Origin of the sequence: Pseudoalteromonas sp. A25 (genome assembly GCF_009176705.1) — a bacterium.
Classification (GTDB): Bacteria; Pseudomonadota; Gammaproteobacteria; order Enterobacterales; family Alteromonadaceae; genus Pseudoalteromonas.
The window spans coordinates 2,139,300-2,152,929 of record NZ_AP021846.1 but is presented as its reverse complement, the minus strand read 5'-3'; the positions used below and the strand labels follow the sequence as shown (position 1 = coordinate 2,152,929).

The 13,630-nt window shown below is 40.4% G+C and carries 11 protein-coding genes; 10 read left to right on the top strand and 1 reads right to left on the bottom strand.

The genetic code is table 11. The features are described from left to right. Positions 1-34 precede the first annotated feature (34 nt). From pyrD to GDK41_RS09080, 6 genes are all read left to right on the top strand, one after another. Positions 35-1,045: a quinone-dependent dihydroorotate dehydrogenase gene (gene pyrD / locus GDK41_RS09105; RefSeq protein ID WP_152086114.1), complete on the top strand. Its 1,011-nt coding sequence runs from the start codon at positions 35-37 to the stop codon at positions 1,043-1,045. Positions 1,046-1,169: 124 nt separating this feature from the next. After that, complete coding sequence (locus GDK41_RS09100; RefSeq protein WP_152086113.1) at positions 1,170-1,697, top strand: cell division protein ZapC domain-containing protein; 528 nt, start codon at positions 1,170-1,172, stop codon at positions 1,695-1,697. Positions 1,698-1,756: 59 nt separating this feature from the next. After that, positions 1,757-3,868, top strand: coding sequence for a bifunctional 23S rRNA (guanine(2069)-N(7))-methyltransferase RlmK/23S rRNA (guanine(2445)-N(2))-methyltransferase RlmL (rlmKL, locus tag GDK41_RS09095; RefSeq protein WP_152086112.1), 2,112 nt, complete (start codon positions 1,757-1,759; stop codon positions 3,866-3,868). Next, positions 3,861-4,091 (top strand): glutaredoxin family protein, encoded by a 231-nt coding sequence (locus GDK41_RS09090; protein ID WP_152086111.1) that lies wholly within the window; start codon positions 3,861-3,863, stop codon positions 4,089-4,091. Before rlmKL ends, GDK41_RS09090 begins: the two co-directional genes overlap by 8 nt. A gap of 1 nt (position 4,092) precedes the next feature. Beyond that, complete coding sequence (gene uup / locus GDK41_RS09085) at positions 4,093-6,006, top strand: ATP-binding cassette ATPase Uup (RefSeq protein WP_152086110.1); 1,914 nt, start codon at positions 4,093-4,095, stop codon at positions 6,004-6,006. Positions 6,007-6,017: 11 nt separating this feature from the next. Beyond that, positions 6,018-7,763 carry a DUF3466 family protein gene (locus GDK41_RS09080; protein WP_152086109.1) on the top strand — a complete coding sequence of 582 codons (1,746 nt, stop codon included), beginning with the start codon at positions 6,018-6,020 and terminating at the stop codon, positions 7,761-7,763. Between the two features lie 58 nt (positions 7,764-7,821). On the opposite strand, the gene GDK41_RS09075 is transcribed toward GDK41_RS09080, so the two are convergent. Beyond that, a complete protein-coding gene (locus tag GDK41_RS09075; protein WP_152086108.1) occupies positions 7,822-8,328 on the bottom strand; it encodes a DUF2062 domain-containing protein in 507 nt (168 codons plus the stop codon). Between the two features lie 63 nt (positions 8,329-8,391). Between GDK41_RS09075 and GDK41_RS09070 the strand changes: the two genes are divergently transcribed. The 4 genes from GDK41_RS09070 (at position 8,392) to GDK41_RS09055 (ending at position 13,618) form a co-directional block, all read left to right on the top strand. Continuing rightward, a complete protein-coding gene (locus tag GDK41_RS09070; protein WP_172971591.1) occupies positions 8,392-10,581 on the top strand; it encodes a DNA internalization-related competence protein ComEC/Rec2 in 2,190 nt (729 codons plus the stop codon). 131 nt (positions 10,582-10,712) lie between these two features. Beyond that, positions 10,713-12,449, top strand: coding sequence for a lipid A export permease/ATP-binding protein MsbA (gene msbA, locus GDK41_RS09065; protein ID WP_152086106.1), 1,737 nt, complete (start codon positions 10,713-10,715; stop codon positions 12,447-12,449). A gap of 1 nt (position 12,450) precedes the next feature. Further along, on the top strand, positions 12,451-13,431 hold the full coding sequence (gene lpxK, locus GDK41_RS09060) for a tetraacyldisaccharide 4'-kinase (RefSeq protein WP_152087556.1): 981 nt from the start codon (positions 12,451-12,453) through the stop codon (positions 13,429-13,431). Next, the gene (locus tag GDK41_RS09055) at positions 13,421-13,618 is read left to right on the top strand and encodes a Trm112 family protein (protein WP_152086105.1); all 198 of its coding nucleotides are present in this window, start codon (positions 13,421-13,423) and stop codon (positions 13,616-13,618) included. Before lpxK ends, GDK41_RS09055 begins: the two co-directional genes overlap by 11 nt. Positions 13,619-13,630 lie beyond the last annotated feature (12 nt).

Genomic DNA, 13,630 nt, shown 5'->3' with positions numbered 1-13,630 from the left:
GTTTTTATGTTACTTAGGATTTTTAGGAGTTTTCATGTTTTATGATATTGCGCGTCGCTATATGTTTAGCCGTGATGCTGAATGGGCACACGATTTTGCATTAAATAATTTGCGCCGCTTTGCACATACACCGATGAGTATGGCATGGTCGCAGTCGGCTGCGGATAAACCAGTAAACTTCCTTGGCTTAGAGTTTAAAAACCCAGTGGGTCTTGCAGCTGGTCTTGATAAAAATGCTGAATGTATTGATGCATTTGCGCAAATGGGCTTCGGCTTTATTGAAGTCGGTACAGTTACGCCTAAACCCCAGCCGGGTAATGATAAACCACGCATATTTAGGCTACCGCAAGCTCACGCTATTATTAACCGTATGGGCTTTAACAATAAAGGGGTTGATAACCTGGTCAAGAATGTACAAGCGGCTAAATATGATGGGATCTTGGGGATCAATATCGGCAAAAATAAAGATACTCCAAATGAAAAGGGCAAGGACGATTACATCCATTGTATGAGAAAAGTGTTTGAACACGCCTCGTATATAACGGTGAATATCTCTTCACCCAACACGCCCGGTTTGCGTGACTTACAATATGGTGACGCATTAGATGACTTACTACAAAGCTTGAAGAATGAGCAGGTTGACTTGATTGCCAAGCATAGTAAATCTGTGCCTATGCTGGTTAAAATTGCACCAGACGTAGATGCAGTACAAGTTGCGCAAATCTCTGAATCGCTTGTAAAAAATAGAATAGATGGCGTGATTGCTACGAACACTACCTTGGAGCGCACAGCGGTCCAAGGTATGCAGTATGGAACCGAAGCCGGTGGCTTATCAGGTAGACCTGTACGTGAAAAGTCGACATTTGTAGTGAGTGAACTTAAACGTTTAACAGAGGGCAAACTACCGATTATTGGAGTCGGAGGGATAGATAGTGCTGAGTCTGCCAAAGAAAAATTAGATGCTGGTGCGTCTTTATTACAAGTTTATACAGGCTTTATTTATGAAGGCCCAAGTTTGGTGAAAAGGATCGTTGACGGTTTATAATGATCAGTTATATAACTAAATGATCATTAACAAATTGTTCTTATAAATATTTTCACCACTTAGAATTTTTAGTTATACTCCCGTGTACTATTCAACAAAGCAAAATAGTACGGGGAGAATAACTTTGCAGGCATCTAAAGAGTGGCAATGGATTAGTTGTCGCCAAAGAAATCGTTTGCTTGTAGATTTAGGTGAAGAGTTAATCCTCTGCACGCCTTTTCGTTTGCGTCAATTGACTCAAGATGCATATTCAGATCCATACCTTAGTATTAACGAAGCCGCGTATTATCAAAATGTGTTTGCTTATCTGCGCAGCTTTAATATGTGGTCTGAACCTCAGTGTTGCCAAATTGCGCTTAACGCGACAGCTGCAAAATTTTACCTTTTACCCGTACAAGCAAAAAGCTGGTTTTTTGAGACATATTTAGGAGAGCAGCCTTGCACCGAAGCAATAGTGCGCTTGCGCTCAACACAACAAGAGGGTGACTTTTTTATTGTTGAACAAACTGACGGGGCGTGTTTATGCATCAGCTTAGCAGAGCAGTTTTCGCTTGATGAAAATTTAACCTTAGAGCAGTTTCAAGCGATTAAAGTGCTCAATGATAGGATCCATCCCTTATTAAGTTGTAATAAAATTTCCAAAATGGCGTGATCAAGCTCTCTCTAACCTATGATATACTCGCGGGTAATTGAATATAAAGGGTTAGTACATTGCAATTTATCGCGCTCACATCCATTGGTATCGAACATCTCTTAGCTGAAGAACTTCAACAAGCAGGGCTTGAATTAGTAAAACAAAGCGTTGGCTCGGTTCGTTTTAATGCTGATAACTTAGCTGCGCAAAAGTTTTGTTTAACGACTCGTTTCGCGACTCGTGTGATGTTAATGATAGACGAAAGCGAAGAGATTAATGACAAAGCTGCGCTCTATAAATTTGCTCGTTTTCAAGCTTGGCAAGATTGGTTTGGCCCAACGCAAACATTTGCCATAGAATTTAATGGCACAAACAATGAGCTTAAAAATACCCAGTTTTCTGGGTTGGTGATAAAGGATGGTATTGTTGATTACTTTAATGACCTTTATGAACAGCGCCCAAGTGTGGACAAGACAGATCCGAATATCAGAGTAATTGCCAAACTTAATAAGAATAAGTGTGCATTATATATCGATTACTCTGGACCTCGTTTATCTGATAGAGGATATCGTACTCGTCAAGGTAAGGCTCCTATTCGTGAACACCTAGCCGCCGCCTTAGTTAAACGCAGCGGCTGGCTTGATGATAGCTCTAGACCGCTATATGACCCTTGTTGCGGTTCGGGTACATTGCTAATTGAAGCAGCTTGTATGGCAAACAATATCTATAGCAATTTGAATAGAGAGTTTGCCTTTAAAAGGTTGCCGAGCTTTAGAAAAGCAAAGTATGAAGAAATTAGATCAGAACTAAAATCAACTCAAAAGGACAATAAATTGTGGTTGATAGGTTCGGACTTGGAACAAAAAATTGTGAGCGTTGCCGAGCAAAATGCCGAGCGAGCAGGAGTGTCGCAGCATATTAAATTTAGTGTACAAGATGCAAACGCTTTAAGTCAGGTCGCAAAACGTCCGGGTGTGGTATTGAGTAACTTACCTTATGGTGAGCGGTTAGGTTCAATGGCTGAGCTGGTTAATTTATATCGCAATATGGGGATAGCGTTCAAAAAGCACTTTAAAGATTGGCACTTAGCGTTACTTGGTACTGACGATAGTTTGTTTAAATTGTTGAAATTATCAAGAGAAAAACGTTACAAATTTAAAAATGGTCCGATTGATGTAGAGCTCAATATGTATGAGCTTAACGAGCGTCAAGTTTCTCAAAATGAACAAAAGACCGGGCTAAACTTTGAAGGCTCAACTGCATTTGCAAATCGTTTGAAAAAGAATAAGCAAGCGTTAAAAAGTTGGCTCAAAAAAGAGCAGATCAACGCTTATCGAGTATATGATGCAGATATACCCGAATACAATGTAGCTGTTGATGTTTATAACGACTCAGCAGTGATATTTGAATACGCTGCACCAAAAGAGATCGATGATAATGTGGCCCAAAAACGCTTGCAAGATGTTATCACGCTAACCGCTGAACAGTTACAAATTGCACCAGAAAATATTGCGGTAAAAGTGCGTAAAAAACAAAAAGGCGAGTCACAATATACCGCAATGGATAAACAGCACCGTTATGATACGGTGGAAGAGTTTGGTGCTAAGTTTAAAGTTAACCTGTTTGATTATTTAGATACAGGGCTCTTTTTAGACCACCGTCTTGCTCGTCGCTATATTCAAAACAACGCGAAAGATAAGCGGTTCTTAAATTTATTTTCCTATACGGGCTCGGCGTCGGTTCATGCTGCACTTGGAGGCGCAAAGTCAGTTACAACAGTTGATATGTCAAAAACTTATCTAAAATGGGCAGAAGATAATTTTGCATTAAATAATTTGAAGAACCCACGTTATCGTTTTGAACAAGCGGACTGTTTGAAGTGGCTAGAACACGCACAAGGTCAATATGATCTTATTTTCTTAGACCCACCCACTTTTTCTAACTCAAAACGTATGAAAGATGTTTTTGATGTTCAGCGTGACCATATTCAGTTACTGACTTGGGTGAAAAAAATATTAAGTCCAAGAGGCACACTCATTTTTTCCAATAATAAGCGTGGTTTTAAAATAGATGATGTTGGCTTGATTGGGCTGGGCCTAAAAGCCGAAAATATTTCAAGTGAAACACTGTCACCAGATTTTAAGCGCAATAAACAAATACATAATAGTTGGCTAATAACGCATGGCTAAGTTTGTTTTATACCACACGCAAGGGTGTCACTTATGTGAACAAGCCCATGAACTAGTATCGCAGGTAATACCAGCTCATGAGGTAGCGTTGATTGATATTTTAAGCGACGAAGCATTGATGGCTGAATATCAAACATCTATACCCGTAATAAAAAGACTCTCTGATGAAAAACCACTATTTTGGCCTTTTGATCAGCACCAAATTCAACAACTCGTAGAATAATATGGATTTAATAAGAATAGCAAAAGCACAACTGGCGTTCGGCACTCACCCTTTGCTTGATAATGCAGATGCGGTGATCGAAGCAGGAGAAAGGGTTTGTATCGTTGGTAGAAACGGTGCTGGTAAATCAACCTTACTGAAAGTACTTGATGGAGCGGTTTTATTAGACGATGGTGAAATCAATCGCGTTGGTGAGTTAAAGGTTTCTCGCCTTGAACAAGATCCTCCCAAAGGCGCACAAGGCTCAGTATTTGACTATGTAGCTAGTGGACTGCCTGATATTGCAGAGTTACTAATAGAATTCAACCACGTTAGCGAAGCTCTGCAAACGGATCAATCACCAGCGTTACTGAGTAAGTTGGAGAAGCTGTCCAACAAAATTGAATCTGCGGATGCTTGGCGCTTTGAAAGCCGTATTAAATTGGTTTTAAGTCAGTTAGAGCTTGAATCAAGTATGCGTTTAGAAAAGTTATCGGGAGGTTGGCTGCGTAAAGTTGCACTGGCGAAAGCATTAGTTAGTGAACCAGACTTATTACTTCTAGATGAGCCGACTAACCATTTAGATATGAATAGCGTAATTTGGTTAGAGCAGTTCTTAAAAGAATTTAAAGGCGGCATTGTATTCATTTCTCATGATAGAGCATTTATTCGTGCCGTTGCCACGCGTATTCTCGATTTAGATAGAGGTAAGTTAATTTCTTACCCCGGCGATTATGCAAAATACCTAGAGCAAAAAGCGCATGACCTAAAGGTAGAAGAGTCTCAAAATGCCTTGTTTGATAAAAGGCTCGCGGAGGAAGAAGCTTGGATCCGTCAGGGGATCAAAGCGAGAAGAACTCGCAACGAAGGACGTGTTCGCGCGCTTAAGGCTCTGAGAAATGAGCGCAAACAGCGTGTTGAGCAAGTTGGTAAAACAGACTTTAACATTGAGACGGCGGAGCGCTCTGGTAAATTAGTGTTTGAAGCACAGCATGTTCATCATGCGTTCAAAGATAAGGTTATCGCTAAGGACTTTTCAACGCTTGTTATGCGTGGCGACAGAGTCGGGCTCGTAGGGCCTAATGGTGTGGGAAAAACCACGTTACTTAAACTACTATTCGGTGATTTAGCCGCCGATAGTGGCAAAATCAAGCAAGGTGTGAATCTTGAGGTTGCGTATTTTGATCAATACCGAGAAAAGTTAGACGAAGAAGCGACGGTACAAGACAATGTCGCTGAAGGTAAGCAAGAAGTGATGATGGGTGGGAGAAGTCGCCATGTCCTAGGCTATTTGCAAGACTTTTTGTTTCCACCAGCGAGGGCTAGAACGCCTGTTAAAGCGTTGTCTGGGGGAGAGAAAAACCGTTTACTCCTAGCCAAACTATTTCTGAAACCTTCTAACGTCCTGGTGCTCGACGAGCCAACCAATGATCTAGATATTGAAACTTTGGAATTACTTGAAGACATTGTAAATCAGTATCAAGGAACAATCCTAATTGTCAGCCACGACCGTGAATTTATTGATAACACCTGTAATTCAGTATGGGCCTTTGAAGGTGCGGGGCAAATCACGGATATCGTCGGTGGTTATACCGATTACGAACAATATTTAGCGATGCGCCAGGCGCAAGCAAAAGAACTTGAAAAACAAGTTAAGCAAGATGCAGAAAAACAGGCAAAGCAGACTAAAACAAGTAATAACAAAACTACGAAGCTTAGTTACAAATTAAAACTTGAATTAGAGCAGTTGCCAAGTAAAGTAGAGGCACTTGAGCAAGCGTTAGAACAGCAACAAGAAATTGTAAACGCCCCTGACTTTTTTAAACAAGATGCACAAACAACACAAAGCGCGTTGAACGAACTAGCAGAACTAGAGTCGAAGCTTGAAGCCGCGTTTGAGCGTTGGGAAGAACTAGAAGCATTACAAAATCAGTAGTAAGGATTAAGATGAAGCACACATTTTTAGCTGTAAGTATTTTTGCTGGCTTAAGTAGTCAAGCACTGGCAGCTACCTACCAATTAACAGAGTTGCCTCGTTACGAGGGTGGAAAATACACATTTATCTCAGATGTAAACGATAATGGGCAAATTATAGGTGCTGCAACAAGCTTATTTGGCTTACCTATTGACGTTAGCTACATTGACTTTGATGATGCCACTATAAAAAATGCTTATGACCAAGCAAAAAAGTCATACGAAGACATAGATGAGGAGATATCTTTTACTTTAGAAGATATACAAAATGGTGTGGCTGCAACGAACGCTGACGCGAATCGTTTTATGTTGAGTTTTCTTGGTGCGCGTGCGAACTCTGCGGAATATCAAAAACTACAAGATAGAATTGCATTAAACATAGATGCGGTATCTGCGCAAGAACAAGTACTCTTTGATAGCACAGATGCCGATACTAACGGCCTTACTCGTTCAACATCAAATTATTTAACCTCTATTAGTGAAGATGGCACGATAGCTGGGTGGGGCTCAGCACCTTTTTCTAAAACTACTTTTACGCCAGAAGGTCAATCAGAAGAGAAGACGTTTTTCGTGAGAGACTGGAGCTCTAGAGGTATAGTGATAACGCCTCAGGGTGAAAAAGTCACATTGGAGCCCGCGTTTACAGAGCATGGTGGATACGCCATTGCTACGGATATTCGCAAATTAGATGAAGGTGGTTATGTTGTTGTAGGCCAATCGAGTATTGGTATTCCAGAGAACCGCCAAACAAATTATGATGATAATTGTGATGGTAAAGATGAGCCGTTACAGGTTTGTCGTTGGGTAAGACAACTGTCTACTAGCCGTCCATTTTATGATTTAAGGGCATTTAAGTGGCAGCTTGATGAAAACTTTAATGTGGTGAGTTCTGAAAGTCTTGGCCTAGGTTTGACACCTAAAGATGATGAAAACGACGCGTTTATAAGTGCTGCTTTGGCTGTGAACAAGGCTGGCGTGGCGGTTGGCTACTCGCCTTATCGAGAAGGTGACGATTTATATCCATATGGTGTAGCAGGTTACTTTAAAGAAGGTAACTTTACACCTTTTAAAGATCTAGAAAGATGGTATGAGCTTGGTAAAGCGACAGATATTAACAACAATAATATAGCTATAGGTTACATGGCTGAAAATGTACGAAATGTCATTCGTGAGCAGGTTGCCTTTTATTACGATTTAAACGAAGGCAAGTATGTTGAATTGCCGTACTTCTTTAAAGGGTCAAAAGCGGTTGCAACTGATATCAATGATGCTGGATTTATCATCGGCCAAGCTGAAGTAGAGAAAAATAGTAGTAATCGAAGAAGAGAAGGTTTTATTTACCAAATTGGTGATGACAAGGTTACTAATATAAACGATTTGCTTCCATGTAAGGATAGTAGCGGTAACAATTACCCATACACAATTGCTGAAGCGATAAAAATCACTGAATCTAATCACATCTATGCGATAGCAACTAAAACGGTAGAACGCAGAGATCGTTTAGGTAATATTGAAAAAGACAGTAATGGTGAAATTGAATATGAATCAGTTACCTTACCTGTTCTTTTAACACCAAACCCGAGCGGCGAAGTTGAAGATTGCGCGCCACCAGAGGCTGAAAAATATGAGCGCCAGTCAGGAAGTGCATTTTTCTTAACTTTAGTTGCACTGCCTTTTGCTTGGTTACGTAGAAAAGCATTGAAACTTGCAGAGAAATAAACAAAAGCACAATAAAAAAGCCCGCAAGGGCTTTTTTATTGTCTATATTTTGTAGTCTTTAATGGCCTCTTGATGACCACGCTTTGTTAACTGATCTTCGCCATAAATAGTCGATACCAAAGTAACCGATCACAGAGGCAATACTTGCACAGATCAACGAGCCGACCATAAATGCTGGGCCAATTGTTGATAGACTTTGGGTTAGCCACTCCCAGCTAGCTTCAAAGTGAAAAGGTTGAGTTTCTTGACCAAGTGCAAATACCCCGACGATGTAAGAGCAATAAAATATGGGTGGCATTGTAAGTGGGTTTGTTAACCATACTAACGCGACCGATAAAGGTAAGTTTACGCGAAATGGAATCGCAAAGGCGGCAGCCAACACCATTTGAAAAGGAACAGGGATGAATGCGAAAAATAAGCCAACCGAAAACGCTCCTCGGGCTGAGCGTCGATTTAAGTGCCATAAATTGGCGTCATGCAACAAACGACCAAATATTTTAAGTGACTTTTGCTGTTTGATCTTATTGTGATCGGGTAAAAATCGTTGGATCGTCTTCTTAGCCATAGTGTGAAACCATATACATCAATTCTCTTTGGGAGTGGGTTTTGCATTGGCTGTCTAATAACCGTGTTTTTTTACGAACATTGGCAGTTTTATAGCAGCTTACTTTTCCTATTGGTTGCTGCTTATTATTTTAAGCCGTTTTGGTTCGTATTGTTAGGGTTTATTTTAGCTATTTTTACGGTATCGGTACACTATTGGTGCTTTTATAAACAAACAAGCATTACAAGCACAAAACTACAAAGTGTAAGTATTCATGCGCAAGTTGAAGAGGTTTTTTCTAGTGACTATATACGCATCAAACTAACTCACATCAATGAACAACCTTTCCCGTGGTACAAACAGGTATTTGCGAACGTTTCTATAGATATAAAGAAAGACGCGCCGAGCCTTAAAATAGGGCAGCAACTAAAAGCCACAGCAAAGTTAAAGCAATATCGAAGCCGCAAGAATTTTGACAGCTTTGATAGTGAAGTTTACGCATTTACACAAAAGCTGCATTTTAAGGGACGCTTGATTGACTTTAGTGCTCATCAAGGACAAGCACATTGGCTTAAAGGTGTTTATCGGTCATGGTTGTGGCATAACTTAAAAGATTATAAGTTGTCTTGGCTTTACTACACATTGCTCAGTGGCGATAAGTCAAAAATTAGTCAACAAGATAAAAAGCAAATGCAACGGCTTGGGTTAAGTCACATGCTAGCAATTTCTGGCTTACATATTGGCATTGTGTTCGCTTTAACTCGCTATCTGAGTCAAGGTATTTGTTTTTTAGCTGTTTTATTGGGCGTAAGATTCTGTCAATCACGTGACTTGAATAAATATCACGCTTACGCAGGGTTAATTGGCAGTACATTGTATGTGTTATTGAGTGGTTTGGCTGTATCGGCATTACGTGCGTTGTTGATGTTGTGCGTGTTAGTAATGGCATATTTATTTTCTAAGAGAGTCGTTAATCTCAGGAGCCTACTTTTTGCCTTATGCGGCGTACTGCTCATTGATCCTTTTGTGGTGTTAAACCCGGGGTTATATTTTTCGTTTATCGCTGTTTATGGCATTTTTTGCTGTGTACGGACTTGGGCAGGTAACCGAAAAAAACAAAGTTTTTTGACTCAACTATTCTTGTTGCAGCTAGTATTGGGGTTGCTGTTGGCACCTCTGAGTAGTTACTATTTCAATGGGATCAGTGTTTTTGCATTGGTTACCAATATGATTTTTATCCCTTTGCTATCATTTGTCATCTTGCCATCATTACTGATACTGGTAACCAGTCACTTATTGGGCTTTATGGATGGCTGGTTTTTACTTTTAGATGAATATCTATTTTTATTACTTGAGCTGCTTGTCAGTTGGTTAATAGAGGTGAGTTGGCTCAAAACTAGTCCGTTTGCATGGCAATATGTTATTGTTTTCTATCTAGCTTTATTGCTAATCACCCAAGTTAAAATATGGCGATTCATTGCACTTATCCCAGTTATCATTGCTTGTGTTAACTCGATAAGTCAGCCATCCGTAAAATGGCAGATAGATGTATTTGATGTTGGTCATGGAACGGCTGTGTTGGTTTCAACAGGCAAGCAAGCGTTGCTTTATGATATTGGAGCAAAGTACTTTGACAGCTTCTCTATATTTGAGCGTGTTATACAACCCTATTTAGACGCCAACAATTTAACGTTGTCTCATATTGTATTAAGTCACCAAGATAACGATCATGTCGGCGGTGTAAAAGAGTTACTAGCCTATGCGGGCAAAGCGCCTTTTAGCGCTTTTCATAATAGGGAGGTAAAATCCACCTGTAATATAACTTCATTAAAAATGGCCAATACCTTGCATTTGGAGTCGCTTTGGCCAACTCGTCCAATGTTAAGTGACAATAATAATTCCTGCGTTGTAAAAGTTAGTGATGGACACTACTCATTGTTATTGGCTGGTGATATTGAACGTGATGCAGAGCAGTTATTGGTCCAACAATCAGCGACTAAATTGAATAGTGATATTCTATTGGTACCGCATCATGGTAGTAATACGTCTTCGACTGAGGCGTTTATTGCAGCGGTCGACCCACAGATTGCAATTTACTCAAGAAGTTATTATTCGATTTGGCGATTGCCGCATCCGCAAGTTGTAAAACGTTACGCACAAGCCGATATAAGACAGCTTGATACGGCGTTAGAAGGTCACATACGAATTATGGTGACAGAGCATGCTTTACAATTTGAATTTGCGCGGCAAGCCCATAGATATTGGTTTTTATAGAGAGGGGTTTTCGGTATATCTGCTCATTTTTTAGCATTTTTGCTGCAATTTTATAGGTTTGACAACATAGCATTTTGTTTTTGTGCAGTGCCAAAGTACAATACTTAGGTTATTACTAGCAGAGAGTTTTTATGCAACCCAGTGCCAAGCAAGTTTACCAACGGCTATTAAAATACACCTTTGACTTCAAAATGGTCGGCATTTTTGCTGTCGTAGGCATGCTCGGTTACGCTGCAATGGACGCATTATTTATCAAGTTAATGCAACCATTCATTGATGAAGGGCTAACACAAAGAAATACTGAGGTGCTAACGTGGGCACCGATTATTGTGATCGCACTTGTATTAGGGCGTGGCGTGTTTAACTACATGGCGTCATACTGTTTAAGCTACTTAGGCTCACAAGTGGTACAAAGGCTAAGGCAGCAACTATACGAGCACATGTTGTTTTTACCAGTCTCTTTTCATGATCAACACTCTAATGGAGATATGATCTCTAAAATTACTTTTGATACTGAACAAGTTCAGCAGGCGATTACACGTGCGTTGCAAGTTATGATTAGAGAAGGGGCATTTGTCTTATTTTTATTAATTGTGATGTTTGACGCAAGTTGGCAACTATCGTCAATATTTCTAGTTATCGTACCGCTTGTTGCGATTATTGTGAATGTAGTATCTAAACGGTTTAGAAAAATATCTAAGAATATTCAAGATGCAATGGGCGAGGTCACAAAGGGATCAGAGCAGATGCTGGCAGGGCATAAAGTGATCCATGGCTTTGAAGGTCAAGATAAAGAAATAAGCCGCTTTGCTAAGGTTAATAATCATAACCGCCAACAGCGGGTGAAAATGGATGCAACGCGGGCACTGAGTGTCTCGGTTATTCAGATCTTAGCTGCAAGTGCAATGGCATTGATTTTAGCGATTATTGCTATGCCGTCGATGATAGATACGATTACGTCGGGTACGTTTGTTGCGTTGCTATCTTCAATGATGATGATGCTTAGGCCGCTAAAGCAGTTAGCGAATGTGAATGGTGAGCTACAACGTGGTATCGCAGCTGCACAGAGTATTTTTGATATTCTTGATACGCCCACAGAGCTTGACACAGGTACACTCGAGATCACATCTTGCAAAGGTGAGATCAAAATTAATAATTTGACCTTTTGTTACCCCACTAAACAAGAACCCGTTATTAGAGACTTATCACTTCATATTAAACCGGGTGAAAATATTGCGCTTGTAGGACGTTCGGGGTCTGGTAAATCCACCTTATCTAATTTACTTCCTCGCTTTTATGATATTTCGATGGGCGAGATACTATTAGACGATATTCCTATCCAGCAATATAAACTAAAAGATTTACGTCGCCAGTTTTCCGTTGTTTCGCAGCAAGTCGTTTTGTTTAACGACACCATTGGTAACAACATTATGTATGGCTTAGAGCAGCCTTTATCGCAAGCGCAGCTAATTGATGTGGCTAAGCAAGCGCATGTTTGGGAGTTCGTAAAAGACTTACCAGATGGTTTGGACACCGTTGTAGGTGAAAACGGTGTGATGCTTTCTGGTGGACAAAGGCAGCGGATTGCAATTGCACGGGCAATCGTAAAGAACGCGCCTATTCTCATTCTAGATGAAGCAACATCGGCATTAGATACAGAGTCGGAGCGATTGATACAAGATGCACTGGATACGCTAATGGCTGACAAAACCTCTATTGTGATTGCCCATCGATTATCTACCATCGAAAAATCAGATAGGATTTATGTATTAGAGCAAGGTAAAGTCGTTGAGCAAGGTACTCATCAAACATTACTTATATCGGGTGGAACATACGCAGCGTTATGCCAAATGCAGCACGGAGCATAGCGTGAGTGCAATAGAGAAAAGTTGGTATCAACCAAAAAGCCTGCTTACCTTTTTACTTTTACCGTTTAGCATTCTTTTTTGGGTGATAAGCACACTTCGACGTTTATCTTTTAAGCTGGGGTTGAGTCAATCATTTCGTGCTCACGTGCCAGTGATTGTTGTGGGCAATATAGGGATCGGTGGCAATGGTAAAACTCCCTTTGTGTTGTGGTTAGTACCCTATTTGCAATCGTTAGGCATAAAAGTAGCAGTAATAAGCAGAGGGTATGGCTCTAAAGCACCATATTATCCATATTTAGTGACCCGAGACAGTGCGGTTGAAGAAGTCGGCGATGAGCCATTTTTACTAGCTTCAAGGCTGGATTGTCCGATAGTTATTGGCAGTGACAGGCAGGCAAGTTGTGAGCTTATTAAAGCGCGTTTTAACGTAGATGTTATTATTTCAGATGACGGCTTACAGCATTATAAAATGCATCGAGATATTGAGTTGTGTATTGTTGATTCACAACGGCGCTTTGGTAATGGTTGCTTAATTCCGGCTGGCCCACTAAGGGAGTTACCAACAAGGTTAAATAGCGTCGATTTGGTTATAGAAAATGGTGCGGGTGCGATGTTGAGTTACACGTTAGCCCAATCAGGTATCTATCGTGTTGTAGACAACAAACTTGTACAGCAATATCCACAGCAAGGCGTTGCGGTCAGCGCTATCGGAAACCCGCAAAGATTTGAAAACAGCCTCAGCGAACTGGGTATTGAGATAGTCAAAACTCGGCACTTTAGAGATCATTACGCTTATGGCGTCGATGACTTTACAGAATATAATGATTTAGCGTTATTTATGACTGAAAAAGATGCCGTGAAATGTCAGGCTTTTGCCAAAGACAACTGGTACTATTTACGTGTGGATGCAAAGCCAACCGAGGCATTGCAATTATCCATTAAGCACATTTTAAAACAAAAAGAGATTCATCATGGCGTTTGATAGAAAATTACTCGAGATCTTGGCATGCCCTGTTTGCAAGGGAAAGTTACAATACGATAAGGACAATAGCGAACTTATCAGCACAGCGGCAAAGCTTGCGTATCCAATTCGTGAAGATATCCCAGTATTACTTGAGGATGAAGCCAGAGAGCTAAGCTTAGATGAAGTTGAGAAATGGCACGGATAAGGACTGTTGTTT

What these genes read in the sequence shown, in the direction of transcription:
- pyrD (WP_152086114.1), top strand. Translation starts at nt 35, where the DNA reads ATGTTTTATGATATTGCGCGTCGCTATATGTTTAGCCGTGATGCTGAA.
- GDK41_RS09090 (WP_152086111.1), top strand. Translation starts at nt 3,861, where the DNA reads ATGGCTAAGTTTGTTTTATACCACACGCAAGGGTGTCACTTATGTGAA.
- uup (WP_152086110.1), top strand. Translation starts at nt 4,093, where the DNA reads ATGGATTTAATAAGAATAGCAAAAGCACAACTGGCGTTCGGCACTCAC.
- GDK41_RS09080 (WP_152086109.1), top strand. Translation starts at nt 6,018, where the DNA reads ATGAAGCACACATTTTTAGCTGTAAGTATTTTTGCTGGCTTAAGTAGT.
- GDK41_RS09075 (WP_152086108.1), bottom strand. Translation starts at nt 8,328, where the DNA reads ATGGCTAAGAAGACGATCCAACGATTTTTACCCGATCACAATAAGATC.
- msbA (WP_152086106.1), top strand. Translation starts at nt 10,713, where the DNA reads ATGCAACCCAGTGCCAAGCAAGTTTACCAACGGCTATTAAAATACACC.
- GDK41_RS09055 (WP_152086105.1), top strand. Translation starts at nt 13,421, where the DNA reads ATGGCGTTTGATAGAAAATTACTCGAGATCTTGGCATGCCCTGTTTGC.